The following is a 20,251-nucleotide window of genomic DNA, read 5'->3' on the forward strand; positions in this document are numbered from 1 at the left end:
ATGCTCGAACATATTCCGACATGGCTGGGCAAGGCGATGAGCGGTCTGCGCGCCGGCGACGACAAGCTCGCGACCGTGCAGCTCTGCGGCGATACCGGCATGGCATTCGAGTCGATGGACCTCTCCAGCCCGGCGTTCGCGCATGAATCCCGCCTGCCGCCGCGCTTCACGCAGGACGGCGAGGGCGTGTCGCCGCCGCTCGTCTGGAACGGCCCGCCGGCTGGGACGAAGACTCTCGTGCTGATCGTCGAGGATCCCGATGCTCCCGCGCCACAGCCTCTGGTCCATGCGATAGTCTGGGGCCTGGACGCCGGTTCGGGACGTATCGAAGAGGGCGCGATCGTCGCCGATGCCGCAAGCGATCCGGCAGGGCGCGACGTCGGTCGCAACTCCTATCTACGCGAAGGCTGGTTGCCGCCCGATCCCCCGAGCGGGCACGGCGAGCATCGCTACGTCTTCCAGCTGTTCGCGGTCGATGCGGGCGCGGGCGACCCCGGTGACACGCCGGGACGGACGGCGGTGATCGAGGCCATCACCGGTCATGTGCTGGCAGCAGGCCTGTTGATCGGGACCTATTCGCGCGACGAGGAAGCACCGGTCGGGCCGATTGGGGAGGGCGCGATCGCGTGAACGACGTCTCGTTCGGCGCGCACATTCTAGTGTCGATAGATGCGAGCACCCAGTTCAAGCGATGGGGATGATCGGCGTGGCCGTGCCGACCGCGATGGCTGCAAAGAACAGCGCGCCGACGAACGAGATGGCGATACGCTGAGCGGTTTCGAAACGGAACGACATGATGATTTCCTTTGGTTTTCAGAGGAGCCGGACGATCCGACGTCTGATATCGAAGGATTTGCACATGGCGTGCCAGTTTCATAAGTCATTGAATCTGCGTAGCTCTACGTAACGCACATCCTGGATTTAGGAAATCTCACCAGTCGACACGGGTAAACCACGCCAACTTCCGGGATCAGGCAGCGCAAATGCAATCGCGGCCTTGTTCCTTGGCGGTATAGAGTAACCTGTCGGCCCGCGCGAAGGCGAGATCGGACGTTTCGTCGGCATGGATCGCGGTGATGCCTGCCGAAAAGGTAACGCTTCCCAAGGGGGCATCGGTGTCCCGGTTGCGATACCGTTTTGCCGCCACCGCCGCGCGGGCGCGATCGAGCATCGCTGCCGCATCCGCCAGTGCGATGCCCTTGATCAGCAGCGCGAACTCCTCGCCGCCGTGACGAACCACCAGATGCGGCGCACATTCGACGGACAGCGCCTGCCCGATCGCGACCAGGACCCGGTCGCCGACCGCGTGACCGTGAAGGTCGTTGACGCCCTTAAACCGGTCGATGTCGCACACCGCCAGACAGTAAGGTCCGGCATCGCGATCGCGGTCGGCGAACGCTTCTTCGAACGCGCGGCGGTTAGGCAGGCCGGTCAGCATATCGCGCCGTGCGATGTCATGCGCCTCGACCAGCTTGGCGCGTAGGAGGTCCGCCTCGGCGGTGGCGGCGGCAAGCCGTACTTCGCTGTCGCGGACCCGGCCGAGCATCGTGGTCGTGATCTGCGTGATCTCGTCGATCTCGGCGATCTGCCTGATTGCCGCGGCAGTTTTGGCGAGATCGCGCCCGAAACCCCGCGTTTCGTCCTGCATCGTCCGCATGATCTGGGTGAAACCGTCGACGTGATGCTGCGTCTCGACCACCAGCGATATCGCTTCGTCGACGCCGGTCGATACGTCGACGGCCTGCGTCGGGCCGGACGCGGAACGGTGCGCCGTCGGTTCTCCGACGACGACCTGTCCGCCGAGTCGCTCGATATCGCTGCGGCTCAGGCGAACGCCGCCATCGGTCAGACGGGCGACGGCGAGAGCCAACGGCTGGTCCGGTGCCGACAGGACGGCGTACGCGAACCGATAGTGCGCCGGATCGGGGCTCAGGCCGTTCGCGTCAAGGAACCTGCCGATACGATCGTATAGCGAGCCTCTTGGGTTTGCCCCCGATACCAGCTTGGCCGCTCGCGCGTCCCCCATGACTTCCTCCGCGTCCCCATCGACGGAGTAGCCCCGAAAGCGTTAGCATATTGTCACCAAAACGGCAGTTATTTGCCGGTTAGCTTTTCGACAGCCGCCAACGTCGTTGCGACGTGCTTGGTGGGGTTCATGTCGTCATGCACGAACGCGACGCGGCCGTCCTTGGCGATCACATAGCTGGTGCGCTTGGTTACGGAGCGACCCATCACCGGCTTGCCCAGCGCGACGTCATAGCCCTTGACCACGTTCGGCCCGGCACTCGCGACTGCGAACTTGCCGGCGCACTTCTCGGCCGAGAACTTGCTGAGCGTCTCGACGTTGTCGGCCGACATGCCGATCACGGTCGCCCCGGCCTTGGTGAACGCAGGGATCGCCTCGGCGAACGCATGCGCCTCGGCGTTGCAGCCGCCGGTGTACGCCGCGGGGAAGAAGTAGAGCACGACCGGGCCCTTCTTCAGCTGTTCGGCAAGATGCACCGTGAACACCTTGCCGGCGATCGCACCGCGCGTCGTGAAATCCGGTGCCCTGGCGCCGGGGGCCAGCGCGGCGAAGGCGGGCGTTGCGGCGAGCAAGGCGGCGGCGGCGAGAGTCTGGACAAGGCGCATGAACGATACTCCGATTGGATTGCAACGACCTACGCTGCGTCGATCGATCCGTCCATTGCTCGCAGCGCTTGCGGCGGATAGGCAGGGGCCATGCCAGTCACGCAAGCCGATATCGATCTCGCGCACCGCCTCGCGGATGCGGCGGGCTACGTCATCCGACCCTATTTCCGTCACGAGCACGGCGTCGAGATCAAGGACGACCAGTCCCCCGTTACCCGGGCCGACCGCGAGGCCGAGGCGGCAATGCGGCGATTACTCGACGCGGAACGGTCCGGCGACGGCATCGTCGGCGAGGAATATGGCGAGAAGCCGGGCGTCACCAACCGCAAATGGGTGCTCGATCCGATCGACGGCACGCGCAGCTTCACGGTGGGCCGCGCGATCTTTGGCACGTTGATCGCCCTTGTCGAGGATGGCTGGCCGGTGCTCGGGATCATCGACCAGCCGGTGCAGCGCGAACGCTGGGTCGGCATCGCGGGGCGTCCGACAACATTGAACGGCGTGCCCGTGCGGACGCGCACCTGCCGAGAGCTCGCCGGCTCGACGATCGCGACCACCAGCCCGCATCTGTTCGACGAGGTCGACGTCCCGCATTATCTCGCGCTCGTCGCTGCGATTTCGGGCGGTAACCCGCGGCAAGGCCCCGTCTACGGCGGCGACTGCTACAATTACGGGCTGCTCGCGAGCGGCCATCTCGACGTGGTGTGCGAATCCGGCCTCAAGCTGTACGATTTCGCCGCGCTGGTACCGGTGGTCGAGGGGGCCGGCGGCCGCATGTGCGACTGGAACGGCGACCCGCTGACTGCGGACAGCGAGGGCCATGTGCTCGCGATCGGTGACCCCGCGCGCATGGACGACGTGCTGGAAGCGATGCACAGGTTGCAGGGCGATCCGCACGATCACGGCGGCCACGACCACTAAACGCCGCCTGACACGTAAACGCCGCGTGACACGCGAGGGGGTAAAACCCTTCGCCCCCAGTCCAATCATCCCCCATCTGTTAGCCGTTATAGTCAGCCCGGCGGACGCCGGGACTACGGATTCGGAGCGTACGAAGGGCACTAGAATTCCCCCTCGGTCATCCCGGCGAACGCCGGGACCCATGGACACGGAGCGTGCGCCAACGCTCCCGACCGCGACCATGGCCCCGGCGTTCGCCGGGGTGACCGAGGGAATCCGCTTTGCCGCTTCCCTCCAAAAATGCGGCTCCGTACTCACCCGCGAGGCAGATCAGAAGATCCCCAGGAACTTCTTCTTCTGCCCCTTCTTCTCCGCAGCAGACGTCTTGCCGTCCTCGGCCTTTGCGGTTGTCCCCCGGCCGACGTCATCGCGGGCCTTGCCCTTGGTCGTCCGCTGCGCCGCTGCCGTCGCGCCCGCCAGTACCGGACCACAGGCGGTCGATTTCGCGTCGCCGACATCGACGAATGCGAGGATCCCCGCGACCGGCGTTGCGACCAGCGCGAGTCCGAGCCCGCCGCCGACCCGCGCAAGCAGATCCTTCGACACAACGTTCATCTTGGGCGCGGCGAACATGCCGGCGACGCCAATCGGCGACTGTCCCGCGAACAGGCTGAACTTCTTCGAATCCGCACGGAAGGCGAGGTCGAGCGCTTCGTTGCGGAAGCTGAATCCGCCACGCCCGACGATGACGTTCTTGCGCGTGTCTATCAGGATCGGGTCCGCCGCCGCGACGCCGCCGCGCACGGTGAAGCCGATCAGCCCGCAGTTCATCTGCACCGGCTCGTTAAGCTGGCCCTGGAACATCCGCTGCGCGAACGTACCGATATCGAGTTCGGCCAATTGCACGTTACGCACCGAAAGCGCGCCCGACGGCAGCACGAAGGCAATCCGCCCCCGCGAAGACGCCAGCGAATCGTGGATTGAATCGCCGCGGCCGTCGAGCTTGATCCGACCCTTGACGGTCCCGGTCGTCCCAGCCTCAGTCAGCCCATAGCCCTTGAGCAGGCGGCCCAACGGCGTCGGTGCGAGGCGGATGTCGTAGGAGACCGCGCTCGGTCGTGCACGCGTGTCGAAGATCACGTCCGAGGCTACGTTGCCGCGTGCCATCGAGAAGGTCAGTGGCGACAGCGCCAGCCGACCACGCTCCAGGTCGAGCGTCAGATCGACGTTGGAGATCGGCAAGTTGCGCGACTTAACCGTCCCGATCGTCCATTTCAGGTCGGCATCGAAGATCTGCATCGTCGCGACCGGCAGTTTCCCGTCAGGCAGTAGGCGCTGCGGTGCGGCTCCCGTAGCAGCAGCCGCCGCTACCGCGCCGCGCGATTCGACGATGTCGGGGTTGAAGCCGATGAACGGGGCCGCATCGATGATGTCGAGGCTCTTGGTGGTCAGCACCGAATCGAGGTGGATGCGATCGCCGTGGATGATCGTCAGCTTGCCCGCGAGGTCGGTCCGTCCGGCGACGCCGCGCAGGCGCGTGAAGTCGTATTCGTCGCCATTTTTGATGAGCTGCGCGCGCAGCTTGTAGGTTCGCGTATTGGGGATCGCGACGTCGATGACGCCGAGCAGAGTCGACAGGTTGGCGCCGCGAGCGGTCACCGCAAGCGGCACGTTCTCGACATCGGCGATGCTGGGCAGCGTGCCCGCGACGTCGATTACGTTCCCCGCGGCCCGCATCCGCGCGACGAGCTTGTTCTGCCCGCGATTGGCGGTTGCGTCCGGCGACAGCAGTTGCGCGGTCAGGGTGAACGGCGTCTCGCGCAGTCGGCCCTTGCCGGTCAGCCCGACCGCACGCCCGATCGTCGCATCGATCGAGCGGATGTCCGCGATCTTCAGATCCGCCAATATGCGCATTCTCGGATCGAGATAGCGCAGCGTCGTGCCCGTCACCGTCGCGACGTCGATTCGCGGAAACTCTAGCGGCTTGCCGCCCTTCTTCTCGCTGAACGTCCAGGTGTTCGCCGAATGCGCGGCATTCCACTCAAGGTCGAGCGCGCCGTTGACCAGATCGAGCCAATAGAGCCGCCGCTTGCCGAAAATCAGCGATAGCGGCGCGATTCGGGTGTCCAGCTTGTCCGCCTGGAACAGGTTCGGCCGGCTCGCCCAATCGGGGTTCGAGAGCGTGAAGTCTTCCGCATACAGCTTGATTCGGAAGGGAGCGAAATACAGCTGGAAGTCGCCGCGCACTGTCAGCGTCCGGTGCGTGAGCGACCCGACGACGCGCTCGAACGGATGCTTCAGGAAGCGCCCCTTGGTGATGTACAGCACCAGCCAGATCGCGACGACGAGCGCGACGATCCCGAGCAGGATGTTACGCAGTATCCGTCGCTTGCGACGTTTCTGCGCGTCGACGGGCGCGTCGACGGACTCGGGGGCCGGGGGGGAGGCCGGGGAAGGGGCGTCGATCGGCGGCGTCGGGCTGTCGTCCATGATTCGCCTATCGCACGACAGGCGCGTCAGTTCCACAACGGTTGATATGCCGAATTAATGCGTCTATGCGCCCCGCTTCCTCGAAGGGATGCGCGTTCGACGAATCGCCCGGCCAGTGTGGGCTGCCGCGGCGGTTTCAGCGTTTCCCTTCGTCAACCGAAAGGATAAAAATGCCCAAGCTGAAGACCAAGAGCGGCGTCAAGAAACGCTTCAAGCTCACCGCCACCGGCCTGCTCAAGCACGGCGTCGCCGGCAAGCGTCACCGTCTGGCGCATCACAACGGCAAGTACATCCGTCAGAACCGCGGCACCAAGCTGCTGTCCAAGGCCGACACCGCAGCAGTGAAGGCCTGGGCGCCTTACGGCCTGCGTTGAGCTGAGAAGGAATTAGACAATGGCACGCGTAAAACGGGGTGTTACCACCCGCGCCAAGCACAAGCGTATTTTGGTTCAGGCGAAGGGCTATTATGGCCGTCGCAAGAACACCATCCGCATCGCCCGTCAGGCCGTCGAGAAGGCCGGACAGTACGCTTATCGCGACCGCAAGGTTAAGAAGCGCACGTTCCGTGGCCTCTGGATTCAGCGCATCAACGCCGGCGTCCGCGCCGAGGGTCTGACGTATTCGCAGTTCATGCACGGCGTGAAGCTTGCAGGGATCGAACTCGACCGCAAGGTCCTGGCCGACATCGCCATGCACGAGGGCGCTGCATTCAGCGCCATCGTCGCACAGGTGAAAGCGGCTCTGCCCCAGGCCGCGTAATCCGCGACTGAGGTGAGTTCGGGAGGGCGTCGGTGGTAACCCACCGACGCCCTTTCTGCGTTTGGGTTCGCGGTGATCATATCAACCTCTGTGGTCCCCAAACCCTCCTCCGTCATCCCGGCGAACGCCGGGACCCATGGTTACGGCGGACCCGGCGATAACGTGCTACCACAACCCGGCCCGCTACCGTGGGTCCCGGCGTCCGCCGGGATGACGGGGCTCTTGAGATGAGCGCTCAAGCGGTGATCAAAGGGGAGCACGAAATGCGCGAAACCTTCCAGCCCTGCGTCTACATCCTCCACTCCCGCCGCCACGGCACCCTCTACATCGGCGTAACCTCGAATCTCCTCGCACGGCTGGTTCAGCACCGAGAGGGGTTGATCCCCGGCTTCACTCGCCGGTACGGCATCAGGCGTCTCGCTTATTACGAGATGTTCGACACGATGGAGGCCGCGATCGTTCGCGAGAAGCGGCTGAAGGAATGGCGAAGAGCGTGGAAGATCGAGCCGATCGAAGCGCGCAACGAAAATTGGGACGATCTGGGTATCGGCCTCGGGCTGCCCCGCCTAACCGAACCCGCCCTGGGAGTATGACGTGACGCAAGACCTGAACCAGATGCGCGATCACATGCTGACGGCGATCGCCGCCGCATCCGGTCTAGACGCGCTCGATGCGTGCCGGGTCGAGGCTCTCGGCAAGCAGGGCACGATCACCGCGCTGCTCAAGACGCTCGGCAAGATGACGCCGGACGAACGCCTCGTCCAAGGCCCGTTGATCCAGGGGCTTCGTGAGGCAGTGGCCAACGGCATCGCCGAGCGCAAAGCCACGCTCGAACGCGCCGCGCTCGACGCGCGCCTCGCCAGCGAAACGCTCGACATGACGCTGCCCGCGGACGCCACGCCCGCCGGCACGATCCACCCCGTCAGCCAGGTCATGGACGAACTCGCCGAGATCTTCGCCGACTTGGGCTTCGCGGTCGCGACCGGTCCCGAGATCGAGACCGACTGGCATAATTTCACCGCGCTCAACATCCCCGAGACGCACCCCGCGCGCGCGATGCACGACACCTTCTATCTCCAGCAGGGGATCGACGCGAAGGCTGCCGGCACCGCCGACGAGAAGACGACCTTCTCGCTGCTGCGCACGCACACCTCGCCGGTCCAGATCCGCACGATGTTGTCGCAGAAACCCCCGATCCGCATCATCGCCCCCGGCCGCACCTACCGTTCGGACTCGGACGCGACGCACACGCCGATGTTCCACCAGGTCGAGGGCCTCGTGATCGACAAGGGCATCACGCTCGGCCACCTGAAATGGACGCTCGAGACGTTCGTGAAGGCGTTCTTCGAGCGCGACGACATCGTCCTCCGCCTGCGCCCCAGCTACTTCCCGTTCACCGAGCCGTCGGTCGAGATCGACGTCGGCTACACGCTGGTGAAGGGCAAGCGCGTCGTCGGCGGCGCCGAACCCGATGGCTGGCTCGAGATCCTCGGCTCCGGCATGGTCCACCGCAAGGTGATCGAAGCCTGCGGGCTCGACCCCGACGAATGGCAGGGCTTCGCGTTCGGCTGCGGCATCGACCGCCTCGCGATGCTCAAATACGGCATGGACGACCTTCGCCCGTTCTTCGACGGCGATATCCGCTGGCTCAAGCATTACGGCTTTTCGAGCCTCGACGTCCCCACCTTGTCCGGCGGAGTCGGCGCATGAAGTTCACCCTCAGCTGGCTCAAGCAGCACCTCGAAACCACCGCCACGCTCGACCAGATCGTCGAAGCGCTGACCCGCATCGGCCTCGAGGTCGAAGGCGTCGAGAACCCCGGCGAGAAGCTGGCCGCGTTCAAGATCGCCAAAGTGCTCAGCGCCGAACGCCACCCGCAAGCCGACAAGCTCCAGATCCTGTCGGTCGATGCCGGTAATGGTCCGCTCCAGGTCGTCTGCGGCGCGCCCAACGCGCGCGCCGGCCTGGTCGGCGTATTCGGCGCGCCCGGCGCCTACGTCCCCGGCCTCGACGTGACGCTAAAGCTCGCCAGCATCCGCGGCGTCGAATCCAACGGCATGATGTGTTCGACCCGCGAACTGGAACTCGGCGAAGATCACGACGGCATCATCGAACTGCCCGAAGACGCCCCGATCGGCACGCCGTACCCGGACTATGCCGGCCTCACCGACCCGGTCATCGACGTCGCGATCACCCCCAACCGCCAGGACTGCATGGGCGTCCGCGGCATCGCGCGAGACCTCGCCGCCGCCGGCCTCGGCACGCTCACGCCGCTGATGTTCGACGCGTTCACGAGCGAGGGCGCGGGCCCCGACGTCCGCACCGACGACACCGCCGGCTGCCCTGCCCTCTTCGCCCAGACCGTCGCCGGCGTGACCAACGGCGAGTCCCCCGAGTGGATGCGCCGCAGCCTGCTCGCGATCGGCCAGAAGCCGATCTCCGCGCTCGTCGACATCACCAACTATCTGATGATCGACCTCGGCCGCCCCTTGCACGTCTACGACCGCGCCAAACTCTCAGGCGGCCTCGTCGCACGGAAAGCCAAGGACGGCGAGCAAGTCGTCGCGCTCAACGGCAAGACCTACACGCTCGACGCGACGATGACCGTCATCGCCGACGACACCGCTGTGCACGACATCGGCGGCATCATGGGCGGCGAGCATTCGGGCGTCTCCGCGGATACCACCGACGTGCTGATCGAATGCGCCTATTTCGATCCCGACCATATCGCCCGCACCGGCCAGAAGCTCACGCTCACCTCCGACGCGCGCAGCCGCTTCGAACGCGGCGTCGACCCCGCGTTCCTCGAAGACGGCCTTGCCATCGCCACCGCACTCGTGCTCCACATCTGCGGCGGCACGGCCAGCGACGTCACGCGCTCGGGCGAACCCCCGCTCGAACCGCGCGTGATTCATTACGACCCACGCCTCAGCGCGGATCTCGGCGGCCTCCACGTCGCCCCCGAACGCCAGGCCCGGACATTATTGTCGCTCGGCTTCACGATCGGCGCGATCACGTCCGCCGACGCGTTCAGCGACGCGCTGTTTTCGACGATCGAGGGCAAATGGCCGGTTACGGTCCCGACCTGGCGCCGCGACGTCGACGGCCCCGCCGATCTCGTCGAGGAGGTCGTCCGTATCGAGGGCATCGACAATATCCCCTCGACGCCGCTCCCGCGGATGCCCGGCGTCGCCAAGCCGACCGCCACGCCCGATCAGAAGCTCGAACGTAGGGCGCGTCGCGCGGCGGCGGCCCGAGGGCTCGACGAGGCGGTAACCTGGAGCTTCCTCTCCGACGCCGAAGCCGCGCCTTTCGGTGGCGGCGCGTGGACGCTCGCCAACCCGATCAGCGAAGACCTGAAAGTCATGCGTCCGTCGCTGCTCCCCGGCCTGCTCGCCGCGACCGGCCGCAACCTCAAGCGTGGTCAGCAGAGCGTCCGCCTGTTCGAGATCGGCCGCCGCTACCTTGCCGACGCCGAGCGCGCGACGCTGGGCGTAGTCCTCGCCGGCGACCGTCGCCCCCGCGGCTGGCGCGATGGGAAAGCGGCGACCTTCGATGCGTATGACGCGAAGGCCGAAGCGCTGGCGCTTCTCGCCGCCTCGGGCGCGCCGGTCGATAACCTGCAAGTGATGGGTGAAGCCGGCGACGCATGGCACCCCGGCCAGTCCGGTACGCTCCGCCTCGGACCGAAGACGGTGCTGGCAAGCTTCGGTATGCTCCATCCGTCGGTGCTGAAGGCATTCGACCTCGACGGCGCGGTCGCCGCGGTCGAACTCTACCTCGACGCAATTCCGCCCAAGCGCGCGTCTGGTTTTACCCGCCCGGCCTACACGCCGCCGGCGCTGCAAGCCGTCCGCCGCGACTTCGCGTTCCTCGTGCCGGCGGCGCTCGCCACCGACACGCTGGTCCGCGCGGTCAAGGGCGCCGACAAGGTCGCGATCGTCTCGGCCCGCGTGTTCGACGTGTTTACGGGGGCAGGGGTGGAGGACGGCCACAAGTCGGTCGCCGTCGAGATCGTCCTGCAACCGACCGCGAAGAGCTTTACCGACGAAGAGATCAAGGCGGTCGCCGACAAGGTGGTAGCAGCGGCAGCCAAGCAGGGCGCGAGCCTGAGAGGATAACGCTCCCCCAAGCACCACCCCGGCGAAGGCCGGGGCCCAAGTGGCAAGGCCGGTGTAACGGAGCGATGCGCGTCGTTGGCAACGTCCCCCAATTGGGCCCCGGCCTTCGCCGGGCTGGTGGCGCGCGGGTAGTATGGTGAGCGTTTTCAAAGCTCGCGCGTTTGAGGCTCACGGAAGGAACCCCATGACCGACCTGATCACGATCGCCAACGACCACCTCACCGCGCAGATCAACCCGCACGGTGCCGAGCTCACCCACCTCCACGACGCCGATGGCCGCGAGTTGATGACCAACGCCGACCCGGCATTCTGGACCGGTCACGCCCCGATCCTTTTCCCCGTCGTTGGTGTCGTCAACGCAGGCGTCATCCACCTCGACGGCCAGGCCTACCCGATGCAGAAGCACGGGTTCGCCCGCCATTCGACGTTCGACGTCGTCGCGCAGTCGGAAACCTCCGCCACCTTCCGCCTCACCGACAGCGAGGAAACCCGGAAGGCCTACCCGTTCGCGTTCGCACTCGACATCGTCTTCACGCTCGACGGGGCGACGCTCGCGATCGAGGCGCACATCCACAACCGTACCGACGCGCCGATGCCGGCTAGCTTCGGCTTCCACCCCGCCTTCGCTTGGCCGCTGCCGTACGGCGAGCCCCGCGCGGACCACCGCATCACGTTCGACGCCGACGAACCCGGCAAGCTGAAGGCGATCAGCCCCGACGGCCAGATCGCGGTCGACCAGCGCCCCTCGCCGGTCGAGGACCGCGTCATCGCCCTGCGCGACGAGCTGTTCGCCAAGGATGCGCTGGTCTGGGACCCGATCCATTCCGACGCCGTCACCTATGGCGCCAAGATCGGCCCGCAGTTGAAGATCGCCTTCCCCGACACGCGCAAGCTCGGCATCTGGACCAAGCCCGGCGCGGCCTATGTCTGCGTCGAGCCCTGGCACGGGATCGCCGACCCCGAAGGCTATACCGGCGATTATCGCGACAAACCCGGCGTGTTCGAGATCGCTGCGGGTGGCACGAAAAGCATCACCATGAGCGTGACGCTGGCCGCCGAGCACTGACGCTCTCCCCTCCCTGAAAGGGAGGGGCAGGGGGTGGGTTGGCGTCCGCATAACGGCACGGCTGCGACCAAAGCTGACCCACCCACCCCCAACCCCTCCCTTCCAGGGAGGGGAGAGCGCTCCGCTTCAGGCAAGGCCGGCGTTCCCTTCGAATAGGAAAGGCGGGTTCCTCAGCAAAGCGACAGCACTCCGCTCCACGCCCCTCTGTCCTACACGCCCCACATCTGCCAAGAGCGGCGCCATGCCCGCCGCGTTTTCCAACTGCATCCCGCCGCACCAGGCGCGGACTGCATCTTGGCCTAACCCGGCCTAACCTTCTTTTTCCAAGCGAGCCAAAAACTCGCGCCCCGGACCACGCCATGACCCAATTTCCCCGCCGCACCTTCGCGATCATCTCGCATCCCGATGCCGGCAAGACCACGCTGACCGAGAAGCTCCTCTACTTCGGCGGCGCGATCCATCTCGCCGGCGAAGTGAAGGCGCGCGGCCAGACCCGCCGCGCCCGCTCCGACTGGATGAAGATCGAGCAACAGCGCGGGATCTCGGTCACCTCGTCGGTGATGACGTTCGAGCGGCAGGGGATCACCTTCAACCTGCTCGACACGCCAGGCCACGAAGACTTCTCCGAAGACACGTACCGCACGCTGACCGCGGTCGACTCGGCGGTGATGGTGATCGACGCCGCCAAGGGCATCGAGCCACAGACGCGGAAACTGTTCGAGGTCTGCCGCCTGCGCAACGTGCCGATCATCACCTTCGTCAACAAGGTCGACCGCGAGGGCCGCGATCCGTTCTCGCTGCTCGACGAGGTGGCGGAGATGCTCCAGCTCGACGTCTGCCCGATGAGCTGGCCGGTCGGCATGGGCGGCGAGTTCGAGGGCGTCTACGATCTCTACGCCAACACGCTGAGCCGCCCCGAAGGCGACAGCCGCGAGTTCATGGGCAAGGCGATCCCGTTCACCGGCATCGACGATCCCGAACTCGCCAAGATCCTCAGCCCCGAAGCGATGATCCGCCTGAACGACGAGGCCGAACTCGCGCAGGGCGGCTATTCGAGCTTCGACCCCGAGGCCTATCGCGCGGGCAACCTGACCCCGGTCTATTTCGGCTCGGCCCTCAAGGACTTCGGCGTCGCCGAACTGATCGCCGCGCTCGCCGACTATGCCCCGCCACCACGCGCGCAGCCTGCCGAACCGGCGCCCATCTCGCCGGACGAGCCCGAAGTCGCCGGCTTCGTGTTCAAGGTGCAGGCGAACATGGACCCCAACCACCGCGACCGGATCGCGTTCATGCGGCTCTGCTCGGGCGTGTTCAAGCGCGGCATGAAGCTCACCCCGACGGGCCACGGCAAGCCGATTGCGGTCCATTCCCCGATCCTGTTCTTCGCGCAGAACCGCGAGCTGGCGGACGAGGCGTTCCCTGGCGACATCATCGGCATTCCCAACCACGGCACGCTCCGGGTCGGCGACACGCTCAGCGAAAAGGCCGCGATCCGCTTCACCGGCCTGCCGAACTTCGCACCCGAAATCCTCCGCCGCGTCGTGCTGAAGGACTTCACCAAGACCAAGCAGTTGCGCAAAGCGCTCGACGACATGGCCGAGGAGGGGGTGACGCAGGTCTTCTATCCCGATATCGGCTCGAACTGGATCATCGGCGTGGTCGGGCAGCTCCAGCTCGAAGTGCTGCTCTCGCGTCTCGATGCGGAATACAAGGTCGCGGCGGGGCTCGAACCTGCGCCGTACGAGACCGCGCGCTGGATTTCGGCGGAAGACCCGCTGGAACTGAAGGCTTTCGCCGAGATCAACCGCGGCGCGATGGCCAAGGACCGCGACGGCAACCCCGTCTTCCTCGCCAAAAGCGCATGGGAAGTGAACTACATCGCCGAGCGCTACGCCAAAATCCGCTTCGCCGCCACGCGCGAACGGTAGACGCCCCCGTCATGCCGGGCTCGTTCCGGCATCGTTCCTCACAATTGAGAGACGTGAGCGTGCGGCACCGTGGACCCCGGAACAAGTCCGGGGTGACGGGGCTTCAGTCCGCCGCGAGCGCCTCGGCAAGCATATCGCGGATAGCGCGCAACGCGGTTATCGACGACTCGGCCTGCGCGACGATCTCGCCCGGTCCGGGGATCGCGGGCGCGCCCTTCTCGGTCGCCAGTAACTTCTGGACCCCGCGGACGGTATAGCCTTCGCGGTTCAGATACTGGTCGATGCGGCGAACCAGCGCGACATCCTCGGCGCGATAATAGCGCCGGTTGCCTGCACGTTGCAGCGGTTTCAGCTGGGGAAAGCGAGTTTCCCAATAGCGCAGGATGTGTTGCGGCAAGCCGGTGTCGCGCGACAGTTCGCCGATCGTCCGAAACGCCGCACTGGCCTTCTGCCCCCCGGCATTCGGCAGTGCGTCGTCAGCATCGTGCATCGTGTCGGTCAGTCTGCCTCGACGATGCGCTCACGCATCATCTGGCTTGCACGGAAGGTCAGCACGCGGCGGGGCGCGATCGGCACTTCGATGCCGGTCTTGGGATTGCGACCGACGCGCTCGCCCTTGTCGCGGAGCACGAACGTTCCGAACCCCGAAATCTTGACGTTCTCGCCCTGCGACAGCGCCCCGCACATCTCGGTCAGTATCTGCTCGACGATCTTGGAGGAATCCGAGCGTGATAGCCCAACCTCCTTATGGAGGGATTCAGCCAAGTCGGCTCGTGTCAAAGTACCCGTCGTCATGATCTACAAGCTCCCACACTCGGCGCACCTCCTACACAAGCGCGTCGGCGACCGGAAGAACTTTTGTTCTACAAGCGTCCCAACCCGTTTCGTCAGAGATTAGAAGCGGATAACCGCAGCGCCCCAGGTGAACCCGCCGCCCATCGCCTCTAGCACGACGATCTGCCCTTGTCGGACACGTCCGTCCCGCACCGCGACGTCCAGCGCGAGCGGTACGGAGGCTGCGGAAGTGTTGGCATGCTGGTCGACGGTGACCACGACCTTCTCCGGCGGCAGGCCGAGTTTGCGTGCGGTCGCGTCGAGAATACGGGCGTTCGCCTGATGCGGGACGACCCAATCGACTTGGTCCGCGTCGAGCCCGGCTAGCGCCAGCGACTCCGTCATGACCGACGCCAGGTTGGTCACCGCGTGGCGGAACACCTCACGGCCCTTCATGCGGAGCTTGCCGACGGTGCCGGTCGTCGAGACGCCGCCGTCGACGTAGAGAAGGTCATTGTGGCGGCCATCGGCGTGCAACTTGGTCGTCAGGATGCCGCGACCGCCGTCGTCGGCGGTGTCCTGCGCCTCCAGCACGATCGCCCCGGCACCGTCGCCAAACAGCACGCAGGTCGTCCGGTCTTCCCAGTCGAGGATGCGGCTGAATGTCTCCGCGCCGATCACAAGCGCACGCTTGGCGACATCGCTGCGGATCATGCTGTCGACGACCTGCACCGCATACAGGAAGCCAGAGCAGACCGCAGCGACGTCGAACGCCACGCAGTCGTTGATGCCGAGCATCGCCTGCACCTTGGTGGCGCTGGCGGGGAAAGTCTGGTCGGGTGTCGCGGTGGCGAGCACGATCAGATCGATGTCCTGCGCCTCGATACCGGCGGCGGTCAAAGCAGCGCGGCACGCGTCGGCGGCGAGCGTCGCGGTCGTCTCGTCTTCGCCGGCGATGTGACGGAAGCGGATGCCGGTGCGCTCGACGATCCACTCGTCGCTGGTGTCGACCTGCTCCGCGAGCTCGGCGTTGGAAACGCGGCGCGCGGGCAGGGCAGAACCGGTGCCGATGACGACCGAACGGATCATGCCGCCTTCTCCACGTTGCCGAGATCGTCGGCGATGCGCCGGATCAGATCGTTGCGGACCATCTTGGCGGCATTGCCGATCGCGGTCGCGACGCCGCGATCTGTCGCGCCACCGTGGCTCTTCACGACGATACCGTTGAGTCCCAAGAAGACCGCGCCATTGTGATTGTTGGGATCGAGGTGATCGCGCAGCAATTCGGTCGCCGGGCGCGAGATCAGGAAGCCGAGTTTCGAGCGGACCGAACTGCGGAAGGCGCGCTTTAGGAGGTCGGCGACGAATCGAGCGGTGCCCTCGGCGGTCTTCAGCGCGATATTGCCCGAGAATCCGTCGCACACGACCACGTCGACTTCACCGCGCGACAAGCGATCGCCTTCGATGAAGCCGTTGAACTGCATGTCGACCGCCGGGGTCGCACGCAGCTGGGCCGCCGCATCGCGAATTTCGTCGGTACCCTTCATGTCCTCGCTGCCAATATTCAGCAGCGCGACACGGGGGTGCGGAATGTCGAGTGCGGCGCGGGCATAGGCGGCGCCCATGATCGCGAACTGGACGAGGTTACGCGCGTCGCACTCGGTGTTTGCGCCGAGATCGAGCATGACCATGTCGGTGTCGCCGAGCGTCGGCAACCGCGCCGCGAGCGCCGGCCGGTCGATTCCGGGTAGCATCCGCAGCGACAGCTTCGCCATCGCCATCAGTGCGCCGGTGTTACCCGACGACACTGCAGCGGCGGCGCGACCCTGTTTCACCAGGTCGATCGCGATGCCCATCGACGTCTTCTTGGCGCGCCTGATCGCCTGGGTCGGCTTTTCGCTCGACCCGACGACTTCCGGTGCGTGGACGATCTCCGAATGCTGCGACAGGTTCGGATGAGCCTTCAGCCCCTCGCGAATCGCAACTTCATCGCCGACCAGCAGGAAGCGCATGCCCTCGAATTGATGACGCGCAAGGGCAACACCGGCGAGCATCACTGCCAACCCGTCATCGCCACCCATCGCATCGACCGCGATCCAGCCGCTGTCGGGCATTCGCTATCCTTCGTTCAAGTTAGAGGCTTGCGACCTCAACCCTCGACCGAGAGGATTTCACGACCATTGTAATGGCCGCACGAGCCGCAGAGGTTGTGCGGGCGCTTCAACTCGCCGCAGTTCGGGCATTCCTGGAACGACGCGATCGTGAGCGAGTCGTGGCCACGGCGCATGCCGCGCTTGGAGGGCGAGGTTTTTCTTTTGGGGACGGCCATTTCGGCACCTTGTTCAATCTAAAGGTCGGGGCTCTGAGTACGCCCGGACACGGAACTCGGCAACCGACATGAATGCCGGCCGCCTGAAGCAACCCATGCGGCCTGACGCTCGCGAAGCGTGGCGCTATAGCGATTTCGTCCCGCGTTGCAAGCTTTCGCCCCCGCGTTGCAACCATTCGTCGCGAGTGGCAGGACCCGATCCGACACTGAACGAGGGGCAACGCCGTGATATTACCCGTGACGCTGACGATCGCCGCTGCGGCGGCGATCGTCAATCTGTGGCTCGCCTTCCGAATCGTGCCGATGCGATTGAAGGAGAGCGTGCTGATCGGCGACGACGGTAACCAGCGCTTGCAGGCGCGGATGCGCGCGCATGCCAACTTCACCGAATACGCGCCGTTCATCCTGATCCTGATCGGACTGATCGAACTTGCCGGTGGATCGACGCTGTGGCTGTGGATCGCCGGCGCGGTGTTCGTGATCTCGCGAATCGCGCACGCGTTCGGGATGGACAAGACGACGTCGAGTCTGCCGCGGGCCGGCGGCGCGCTGGCGACCTGGGCGTTGATGGCGTTGCTTGCAGGGTGGGCGCTGACAATCGCGTATCAGGCCAACACGGTGCCGGCTGCGAAGACCTTCCAGGTCGTGCCGTCGGGCGGTCGGGCATGAGCGCGCTTCGCCTGCTCACCGCGATCACTCTGCTGGCCGCGTCCCCTGCCGTCGCGCAGGTCTCGCCCGAGCGTTTGTCCGCCGACGTAAAGACACTCGCCTCCGACTCGTTCGAGGGCCGCGCACCGGGAACGCCCGGCGAGACCAAGACGATCGCCTGGCTGATCGCGCAGTTCAAGGCGATGAAGGCGCAACCCGGCGGGCCGAACGGCAGCTGGACGCAACCCGTGCCGCTCGTCCACACCCGGATGGGCTCCGGCACCGTCAGCGCCGGGGACACCGCGCTGATGCAGGGCCGCGACGTCTATCTCAGCACGGTCCGGGGCGTCGACCGCGTTGCGATCGCGAACGCGCCGATGGTGTTCGTAGGTTACGGCGTCAGCGCACCCGAGCGCGGCTGGGACGACTTCAAGGGGCTCGACCTGAAGGGCAAGGTCGCGGTGTTCCTCGTAAACGATCCCGATTTCGAAGCGGTCGCGGGCGATGATTCGAAGGGCAAGTTCGGCGATCGCCGGATGACCTATTACGGCCGCTGGACATACAAATACGAAGAAGCCGCGCGACGTGGCGCGGTTGGCGCGCTGATCGTCCACGACACGGCGGGCGCGGGTTACGGCTGGAGCACGGTAACAGCACCGGCCGGCGAGAATTATGACATCGTGCGGAAGGACCCCGAGTCGCGGGTGATGCTGCAGGGCTGGCTGGAGGGCGGTGCCGCGACCCAGTTGTTCGCCGCCTCGGGCCTGGATCTAGCAACGTTGCGCAAGGCGGCGCGGCGGAGCGACTTCCGTCCCATGGCTCTGAAGCAGGCGTTCACCACCGATTTGCCAGTGAGACACGACACCGCCGTAAGCCAGAACGTGTTGGCGAAACTGCCGGGGACGAAGCACGCGGACGAGGTCGTGATGTTCGGCGCGCACTGGGACGCGTACGGCATCGGCGCCCCCGACGCGCACGGCCGCACGATCCGGCCTGGCGCGAACGACGATGGCCTCGGCGTGGCCGGCGTTCTCGAACTCGCCCGCACCTTCGCCAAGGCCCCCAGCACCGACCGCAGCCTCGTCTTTGCGCTGTGGAGCGGCGAGGAGCGGGGGCTGCTCGGCTCGGAAACCTATGCGGTGAACCCGGTCTATCCGTCTGCGAAGACGGTCGCCAACCTGACGCTCGACATCCTTCAGACGGCAGGCCCCTCGAAGGACGTGATGCTCGTCGGCGCTGGCCAGAACATCCTCGAGGACATGCTGGGCGATGCGGCGAAGGCACAAGGCCGCGTCGTAACCCCCGAAGCCCTTCCCGAACGCGGGCTGTTCTACCGCGCCGACCATTTCTCGGTCGCGCGACGTGGCGTGCCGACGTTGCTGCTGATGGCGATCAGCGGCGCCCCCGACCTGGTGACGGGCGGCCGGACTGCGGGGCAGGCTTGGCTCGATGGCTATATGAAATGCTACCACCAGACCTGCGACGCCTGGGCCGCGGACTGGGATCTGCGTGGTGCGGCGCAGGATGTCGGACTGTTCCAGTCGATCGGGACGAAGCTGGCGAACAGTCGGTCGTGGCCGGAATGGCGCGACGGGTCGGAGTTCAAGTCGGTGCGGGCTGAGACTGCGGGCGAGCGGAAGTAGGTCCTTCCCCCACGCCGGTAACCACCCCGGCGAAGGCCGGGGCCCAATTGGAAAGGTCACTGTAACAGAGCGCGGCCTACGCCAAACTCCGTCCCCCAACTGGGCCCCGGCCTCCGCCGGGGTGGAGTGATTGGGAGGGTGACGTTGCTTCTTCTCGTTCTCCCGCGAAGGCAGGAGCCCAGAGTTACAAGCGCTACCGCTCGGTATCCTGGACCCCCGCGTTCGCGAGGGGACAGGAAGGCGGGAACTACCCCTATGCCGCCAGCGCCCGATCGCTCACGAACATGTTGTTCGCCCGCTCATGCGCAAACGTGCTCGCCGGACCATGCCCCGGAATGAAACTCGTATCGCTCCCCAGCGGCCACAATTTCTCGACGATCGACTTCACCAGCACCTGGTGATTCCCCCCAGGCATGTCGGATCGCCCGACCGACCCCTGGAACAACACATCCCCAACCTGCGCGAACTTCGACGGCGCGTGGTGGAAGATCACGTGCCCCTCGGTATGCCCCGGGGTCTCGTAGACGTCGAGCACGAGGTCGCCGACCGACACCGTATCGCCTTCGACCAACCACCGATCCGGCTCGAAATTGACGCCGGAAATCCCGTACTTCGGCCCGTCCTGGTCGAGCCGCTGCAACCAGAACCGGTCCGCCTCGTGCGGGCCCTCGATCGGCACGCCCAGATCGTTCGAAAGCCGCTTGGCACCGCCGGCATGATCGATATGCCCATGCGTCAGCAGGATTTTCTCGACCGTCACGCCGGCCTGTTCGACCGCCGCCATGATCCGCGGCAGATCGCCACCCGGATCGATCACCGCCGCCTTCATCGTCGCGGTGCACCAGAGTATCGTGCAATTCTGCTGGATCGGCGTCACCGGCACGATCGCGGCGCGTAAGGGCGGAGTGGCTGGATTTGTCATGCCGCTGAAATAGGATAGCGCGCCGGTTGGAGCAATCGCC

General features: G+C 65.9%; 20 protein-coding genes. 11 read left to right on the forward strand and 9 right to left on the reverse strand.

Translation table 11 applies throughout. From position 1 onward, the window contains the following. Positions 1 to 630 carry a YbhB/YbcL family Raf kinase inhibitor-like protein gene (locus U1707_RS12465; RefSeq protein ID WP_332800373.1) on the forward strand — a complete coding sequence of 210 codons (630 nt, stop codon included), beginning with the start codon at positions 1 to 3 and terminating at the stop codon, positions 628 to 630. Between the two features lie 340 nt (positions 631 to 970). Here the strand turns inward: U1707_RS12465 and U1707_RS12470 are convergent, their stop codons facing one another. Both U1707_RS12470 and U1707_RS12475 read right to left on the reverse strand, forming a co-directional pair. After that, positions 971 to 2,026: a GGDEF domain-containing protein gene (locus tag U1707_RS12470; protein WP_332800374.1), complete on the reverse strand. Its 1,056-nt coding sequence runs from the start codon at positions 2,024 to 2,026 to the stop codon at positions 971 to 973. Between the two features lie 68 nt (positions 2,027 to 2,094). Beyond that, positions 2,095 to 2,631, reverse strand: a complete 537-nt coding sequence (locus U1707_RS12475) for a peroxiredoxin (RefSeq protein WP_332800375.1) — start codon at positions 2,629 to 2,631, stop codon at positions 2,095 to 2,097. A 90-nt stretch (positions 2,632 to 2,721) separates the two neighbouring features. On the opposite strand from U1707_RS12475, the gene U1707_RS12480 reads away from it, so the two are divergent. Beyond that, positions 2,722 to 3,552, forward strand: coding sequence for an inositol monophosphatase family protein (locus U1707_RS12480; protein ID WP_332800376.1), 831 nt, complete (start codon positions 2,722 to 2,724; stop codon positions 3,550 to 3,552). 309 nt (positions 3,553 to 3,861) lie between these two features. On the opposite strand, the gene U1707_RS12485 is transcribed toward U1707_RS12480, so the two are convergent. Next, a complete protein-coding gene (locus U1707_RS12485; RefSeq protein WP_332800377.1) occupies positions 3,862 to 6,021 on the reverse strand; it encodes an AsmA family protein in 2,160 nt (719 codons plus the stop codon). A gap of 170 nt (positions 6,022 to 6,191) precedes the next feature. Between U1707_RS12485 and rpmI the strand changes: the two genes are divergently transcribed. From rpmI to U1707_RS12520, 7 genes are all read left to right on the forward strand, one after another. Beyond that, complete coding sequence (gene rpmI, locus U1707_RS12490; RefSeq protein WP_031395289.1) at positions 6,192 to 6,395, forward strand: 50S ribosomal protein L35; 204 nt, start codon at positions 6,192 to 6,194, stop codon at positions 6,393 to 6,395. 19 nt (positions 6,396 to 6,414) lie between these two features. Continuing rightward, entirely contained in the window at positions 6,415 to 6,780 is a 366-nt protein-coding gene (gene rplT / locus U1707_RS12495; RefSeq protein WP_056054375.1) for a 50S ribosomal protein L20, read from the forward strand. A 263-nt stretch (positions 6,781 to 7,043) separates the two neighbouring features. Further along, positions 7,044 to 7,373 carry a GIY-YIG nuclease family protein gene (locus U1707_RS12500; protein WP_332800378.1) on the forward strand — a complete coding sequence of 110 codons (330 nt, stop codon included), beginning with the start codon at positions 7,044 to 7,046 and terminating at the stop codon, positions 7,371 to 7,373. A gap of 22 nt (positions 7,374 to 7,395) precedes the next feature. After that, complete coding sequence (pheS, locus tag U1707_RS12505; RefSeq protein ID WP_181321194.1) at positions 7,396 to 8,490, forward strand: phenylalanine--tRNA ligase subunit alpha; 1,095 nt, start codon at positions 7,396 to 7,398, stop codon at positions 8,488 to 8,490. Next, positions 8,487 to 10,901 (forward strand): phenylalanine--tRNA ligase subunit beta, encoded by a 2,415-nt coding sequence (gene pheT, locus U1707_RS12510; RefSeq protein WP_332800379.1) that lies wholly within the window; start codon positions 8,487 to 8,489, stop codon positions 10,899 to 10,901. The genes pheS and pheT overlap by 4 nt, the downstream gene beginning before the upstream one ends. 184 nt (positions 10,902 to 11,085) lie before the next feature. Beyond that, a complete protein-coding gene (locus tag U1707_RS12515; protein ID WP_332800380.1) occupies positions 11,086 to 11,967 on the forward strand; it encodes an aldose 1-epimerase family protein in 882 nt (293 codons plus the stop codon). Between the two features lie 359 nt (positions 11,968 to 12,326). Then, complete coding sequence (locus U1707_RS12520) at positions 12,327 to 13,895, forward strand: peptide chain release factor 3 (protein ID WP_332800381.1); 1,569 nt, start codon at positions 12,327 to 12,329, stop codon at positions 13,893 to 13,895. 103 nt (positions 13,896 to 13,998) lie between these two features. On the opposite strand, the gene U1707_RS12525 is transcribed toward U1707_RS12520, so the two are convergent. The 5 genes from U1707_RS12525 to rpmF all read right to left on the reverse strand — a co-directional run bounded on the left by U1707_RS12525 (position 13,999) and on the right by rpmF (position 16,998). After that, positions 13,999 to 14,385 (reverse strand): MerR family transcriptional regulator, encoded by a 387-nt coding sequence (locus U1707_RS12525; protein ID WP_332800382.1) that lies wholly within the window; start codon positions 14,383 to 14,385, stop codon positions 13,999 to 14,001. A gap of 8 nt (positions 14,386 to 14,393) precedes the next feature. Then, positions 14,394 to 14,690, reverse strand: a complete 297-nt coding sequence (locus U1707_RS12530; RefSeq protein ID WP_056054848.1) for an integration host factor subunit alpha — start codon at positions 14,688 to 14,690, stop codon at positions 14,394 to 14,396. 99 nt (positions 14,691 to 14,789) lie between these two features. Beyond that, a complete protein-coding gene (locus U1707_RS12535) occupies positions 14,790 to 15,758 on the reverse strand; it encodes a beta-ketoacyl-ACP synthase III (protein ID WP_332800383.1) in 969 nt (322 codons plus the stop codon). After that, a complete protein-coding gene (gene plsX / locus U1707_RS12540) occupies positions 15,755 to 16,783 on the reverse strand; it encodes a phosphate acyltransferase PlsX (protein WP_332800384.1) in 1,029 nt (342 codons plus the stop codon). The genes U1707_RS12535 and plsX overlap by 4 nt, the downstream gene beginning before the upstream one ends. 35 nt (positions 16,784 to 16,818) lie before the next feature. Next, entirely contained in the window at positions 16,819 to 16,998 is a 180-nt protein-coding gene (gene rpmF, locus U1707_RS12545; RefSeq protein WP_128455117.1) for a 50S ribosomal protein L32, read from the reverse strand. 225 nt (positions 16,999 to 17,223) lie between these two features. Here rpmF and U1707_RS12550 point away from each other — a divergent pair, with 225 nt between their 5' ends. Together U1707_RS12550 and U1707_RS12555 are read left to right on the forward strand one after the other, a co-directional pair. Further along, positions 17,224 to 17,667: an MAPEG family protein gene (locus tag U1707_RS12550; RefSeq protein WP_332800385.1), complete on the forward strand. Its 444-nt coding sequence runs from the start codon at positions 17,224 to 17,226 to the stop codon at positions 17,665 to 17,667. After that, entirely contained in the window at positions 17,664 to 19,289 is a 1,626-nt protein-coding gene (locus U1707_RS12555; protein ID WP_332800386.1) for a M28 family metallopeptidase, read from the forward strand. Before U1707_RS12550 ends, U1707_RS12555 begins: the two co-directional genes overlap by 4 nt. Before the next feature lie 253 nt (positions 19,290 to 19,542). On the opposite strand, the gene U1707_RS12560 is transcribed toward U1707_RS12555, so the two are convergent. Next, positions 19,543 to 20,211 (reverse strand): MBL fold metallo-hydrolase, encoded by a 669-nt coding sequence (locus tag U1707_RS12560; protein WP_332800387.1) that lies wholly within the window; start codon positions 20,209 to 20,211, stop codon positions 19,543 to 19,545. Positions 20,212 to 20,251 lie beyond the last annotated feature (40 nt).

Origin of the sequence: Sphingomonas sandaracina (genome assembly GCF_036663695.1) — a bacterium.
In the GTDB taxonomy this organism is placed as follows: Bacteria; Pseudomonadota; Alphaproteobacteria; order Sphingomonadales; family Sphingomonadaceae; genus Sphingomonas.

Coding starts and splice junctions, on each gene's coding strand:
- U1707_RS12465 (WP_332800373.1), top strand. CDS start 1: ATGCTCGAACATATTCCGACATGGCTGGGCAAGGCGATGAGCGGTCTG.
- U1707_RS12470 (WP_332800374.1), bottom strand. CDS start 2,026: ATGGGGGACGCGCGAGCGGCCAAGCTGGTATCGGGGGCAAACCCAAGA.
- U1707_RS12475 (WP_332800375.1), bottom strand. CDS start 2,631: ATGCGCCTTGTCCAGACTCTCGCCGCCGCCGCCTTGCTCGCCGCAACG.
- U1707_RS12480 (WP_332800376.1), top strand. CDS start 2,722: ATGCCAGTCACGCAAGCCGATATCGATCTCGCGCACCGCCTCGCGGAT.
- U1707_RS12485 (WP_332800377.1), bottom strand. CDS start 6,021: ATGGACGACAGCCCGACGCCGCCGATCGACGCCCCTTCCCCGGCCTCC.
- rpmI (WP_031395289.1), top strand. CDS start 6,192: ATGCCCAAGCTGAAGACCAAGAGCGGCGTCAAGAAACGCTTCAAGCTC.
- rplT (WP_056054375.1), top strand. CDS start 6,415: ATGGCACGCGTAAAACGGGGTGTTACCACCCGCGCCAAGCACAAGCGT.
- U1707_RS12500 (WP_332800378.1), top strand. CDS start 7,044: ATGCGCGAAACCTTCCAGCCCTGCGTCTACATCCTCCACTCCCGCCGC.
- pheS (WP_181321194.1), top strand. CDS start 7,396: ATGCGCGATCACATGCTGACGGCGATCGCCGCCGCATCCGGTCTAGAC.
- pheT (WP_332800379.1), top strand. CDS start 8,487: ATGAAGTTCACCCTCAGCTGGCTCAAGCAGCACCTCGAAACCACCGCC.
- U1707_RS12515 (WP_332800380.1), top strand. CDS start 11,086: ATGACCGACCTGATCACGATCGCCAACGACCACCTCACCGCGCAGATC.
- U1707_RS12520 (WP_332800381.1), top strand. CDS start 12,327: ATGACCCAATTTCCCCGCCGCACCTTCGCGATCATCTCGCATCCCGAT.
- U1707_RS12525 (WP_332800382.1), bottom strand. CDS start 14,385: ATGCACGATGCTGACGACGCACTGCCGAATGCCGGGGGGCAGAAGGCC.
- U1707_RS12530 (WP_056054848.1), bottom strand. CDS start 14,690: ATGACGACGGGTACTTTGACACGAGCCGACTTGGCTGAATCCCTCCAT.
- U1707_RS12535 (WP_332800383.1), bottom strand. CDS start 15,758: ATGATCCGTTCGGTCGTCATCGGCACCGGTTCTGCCCTGCCCGCGCGC.
- plsX (WP_332800384.1), bottom strand. CDS start 16,783: ATGCCCGACAGCGGCTGGATCGCGGTCGATGCGATGGGTGGCGATGAC.
- rpmF (WP_128455117.1), bottom strand. CDS start 16,998: ATGGCCGTCCCCAAAAGAAAAACCTCGCCCTCCAAGCGCGGCATGCGC.
- U1707_RS12555 (WP_332800386.1), top strand. CDS start 17,664: ATGAGCGCGCTTCGCCTGCTCACCGCGATCACTCTGCTGGCCGCGTCC.
- U1707_RS12560 (WP_332800387.1), bottom strand. CDS start 20,211: ATGACAAATCCAGCCACTCCGCCCTTACGCGCCGCGATCGTGCCGGTG.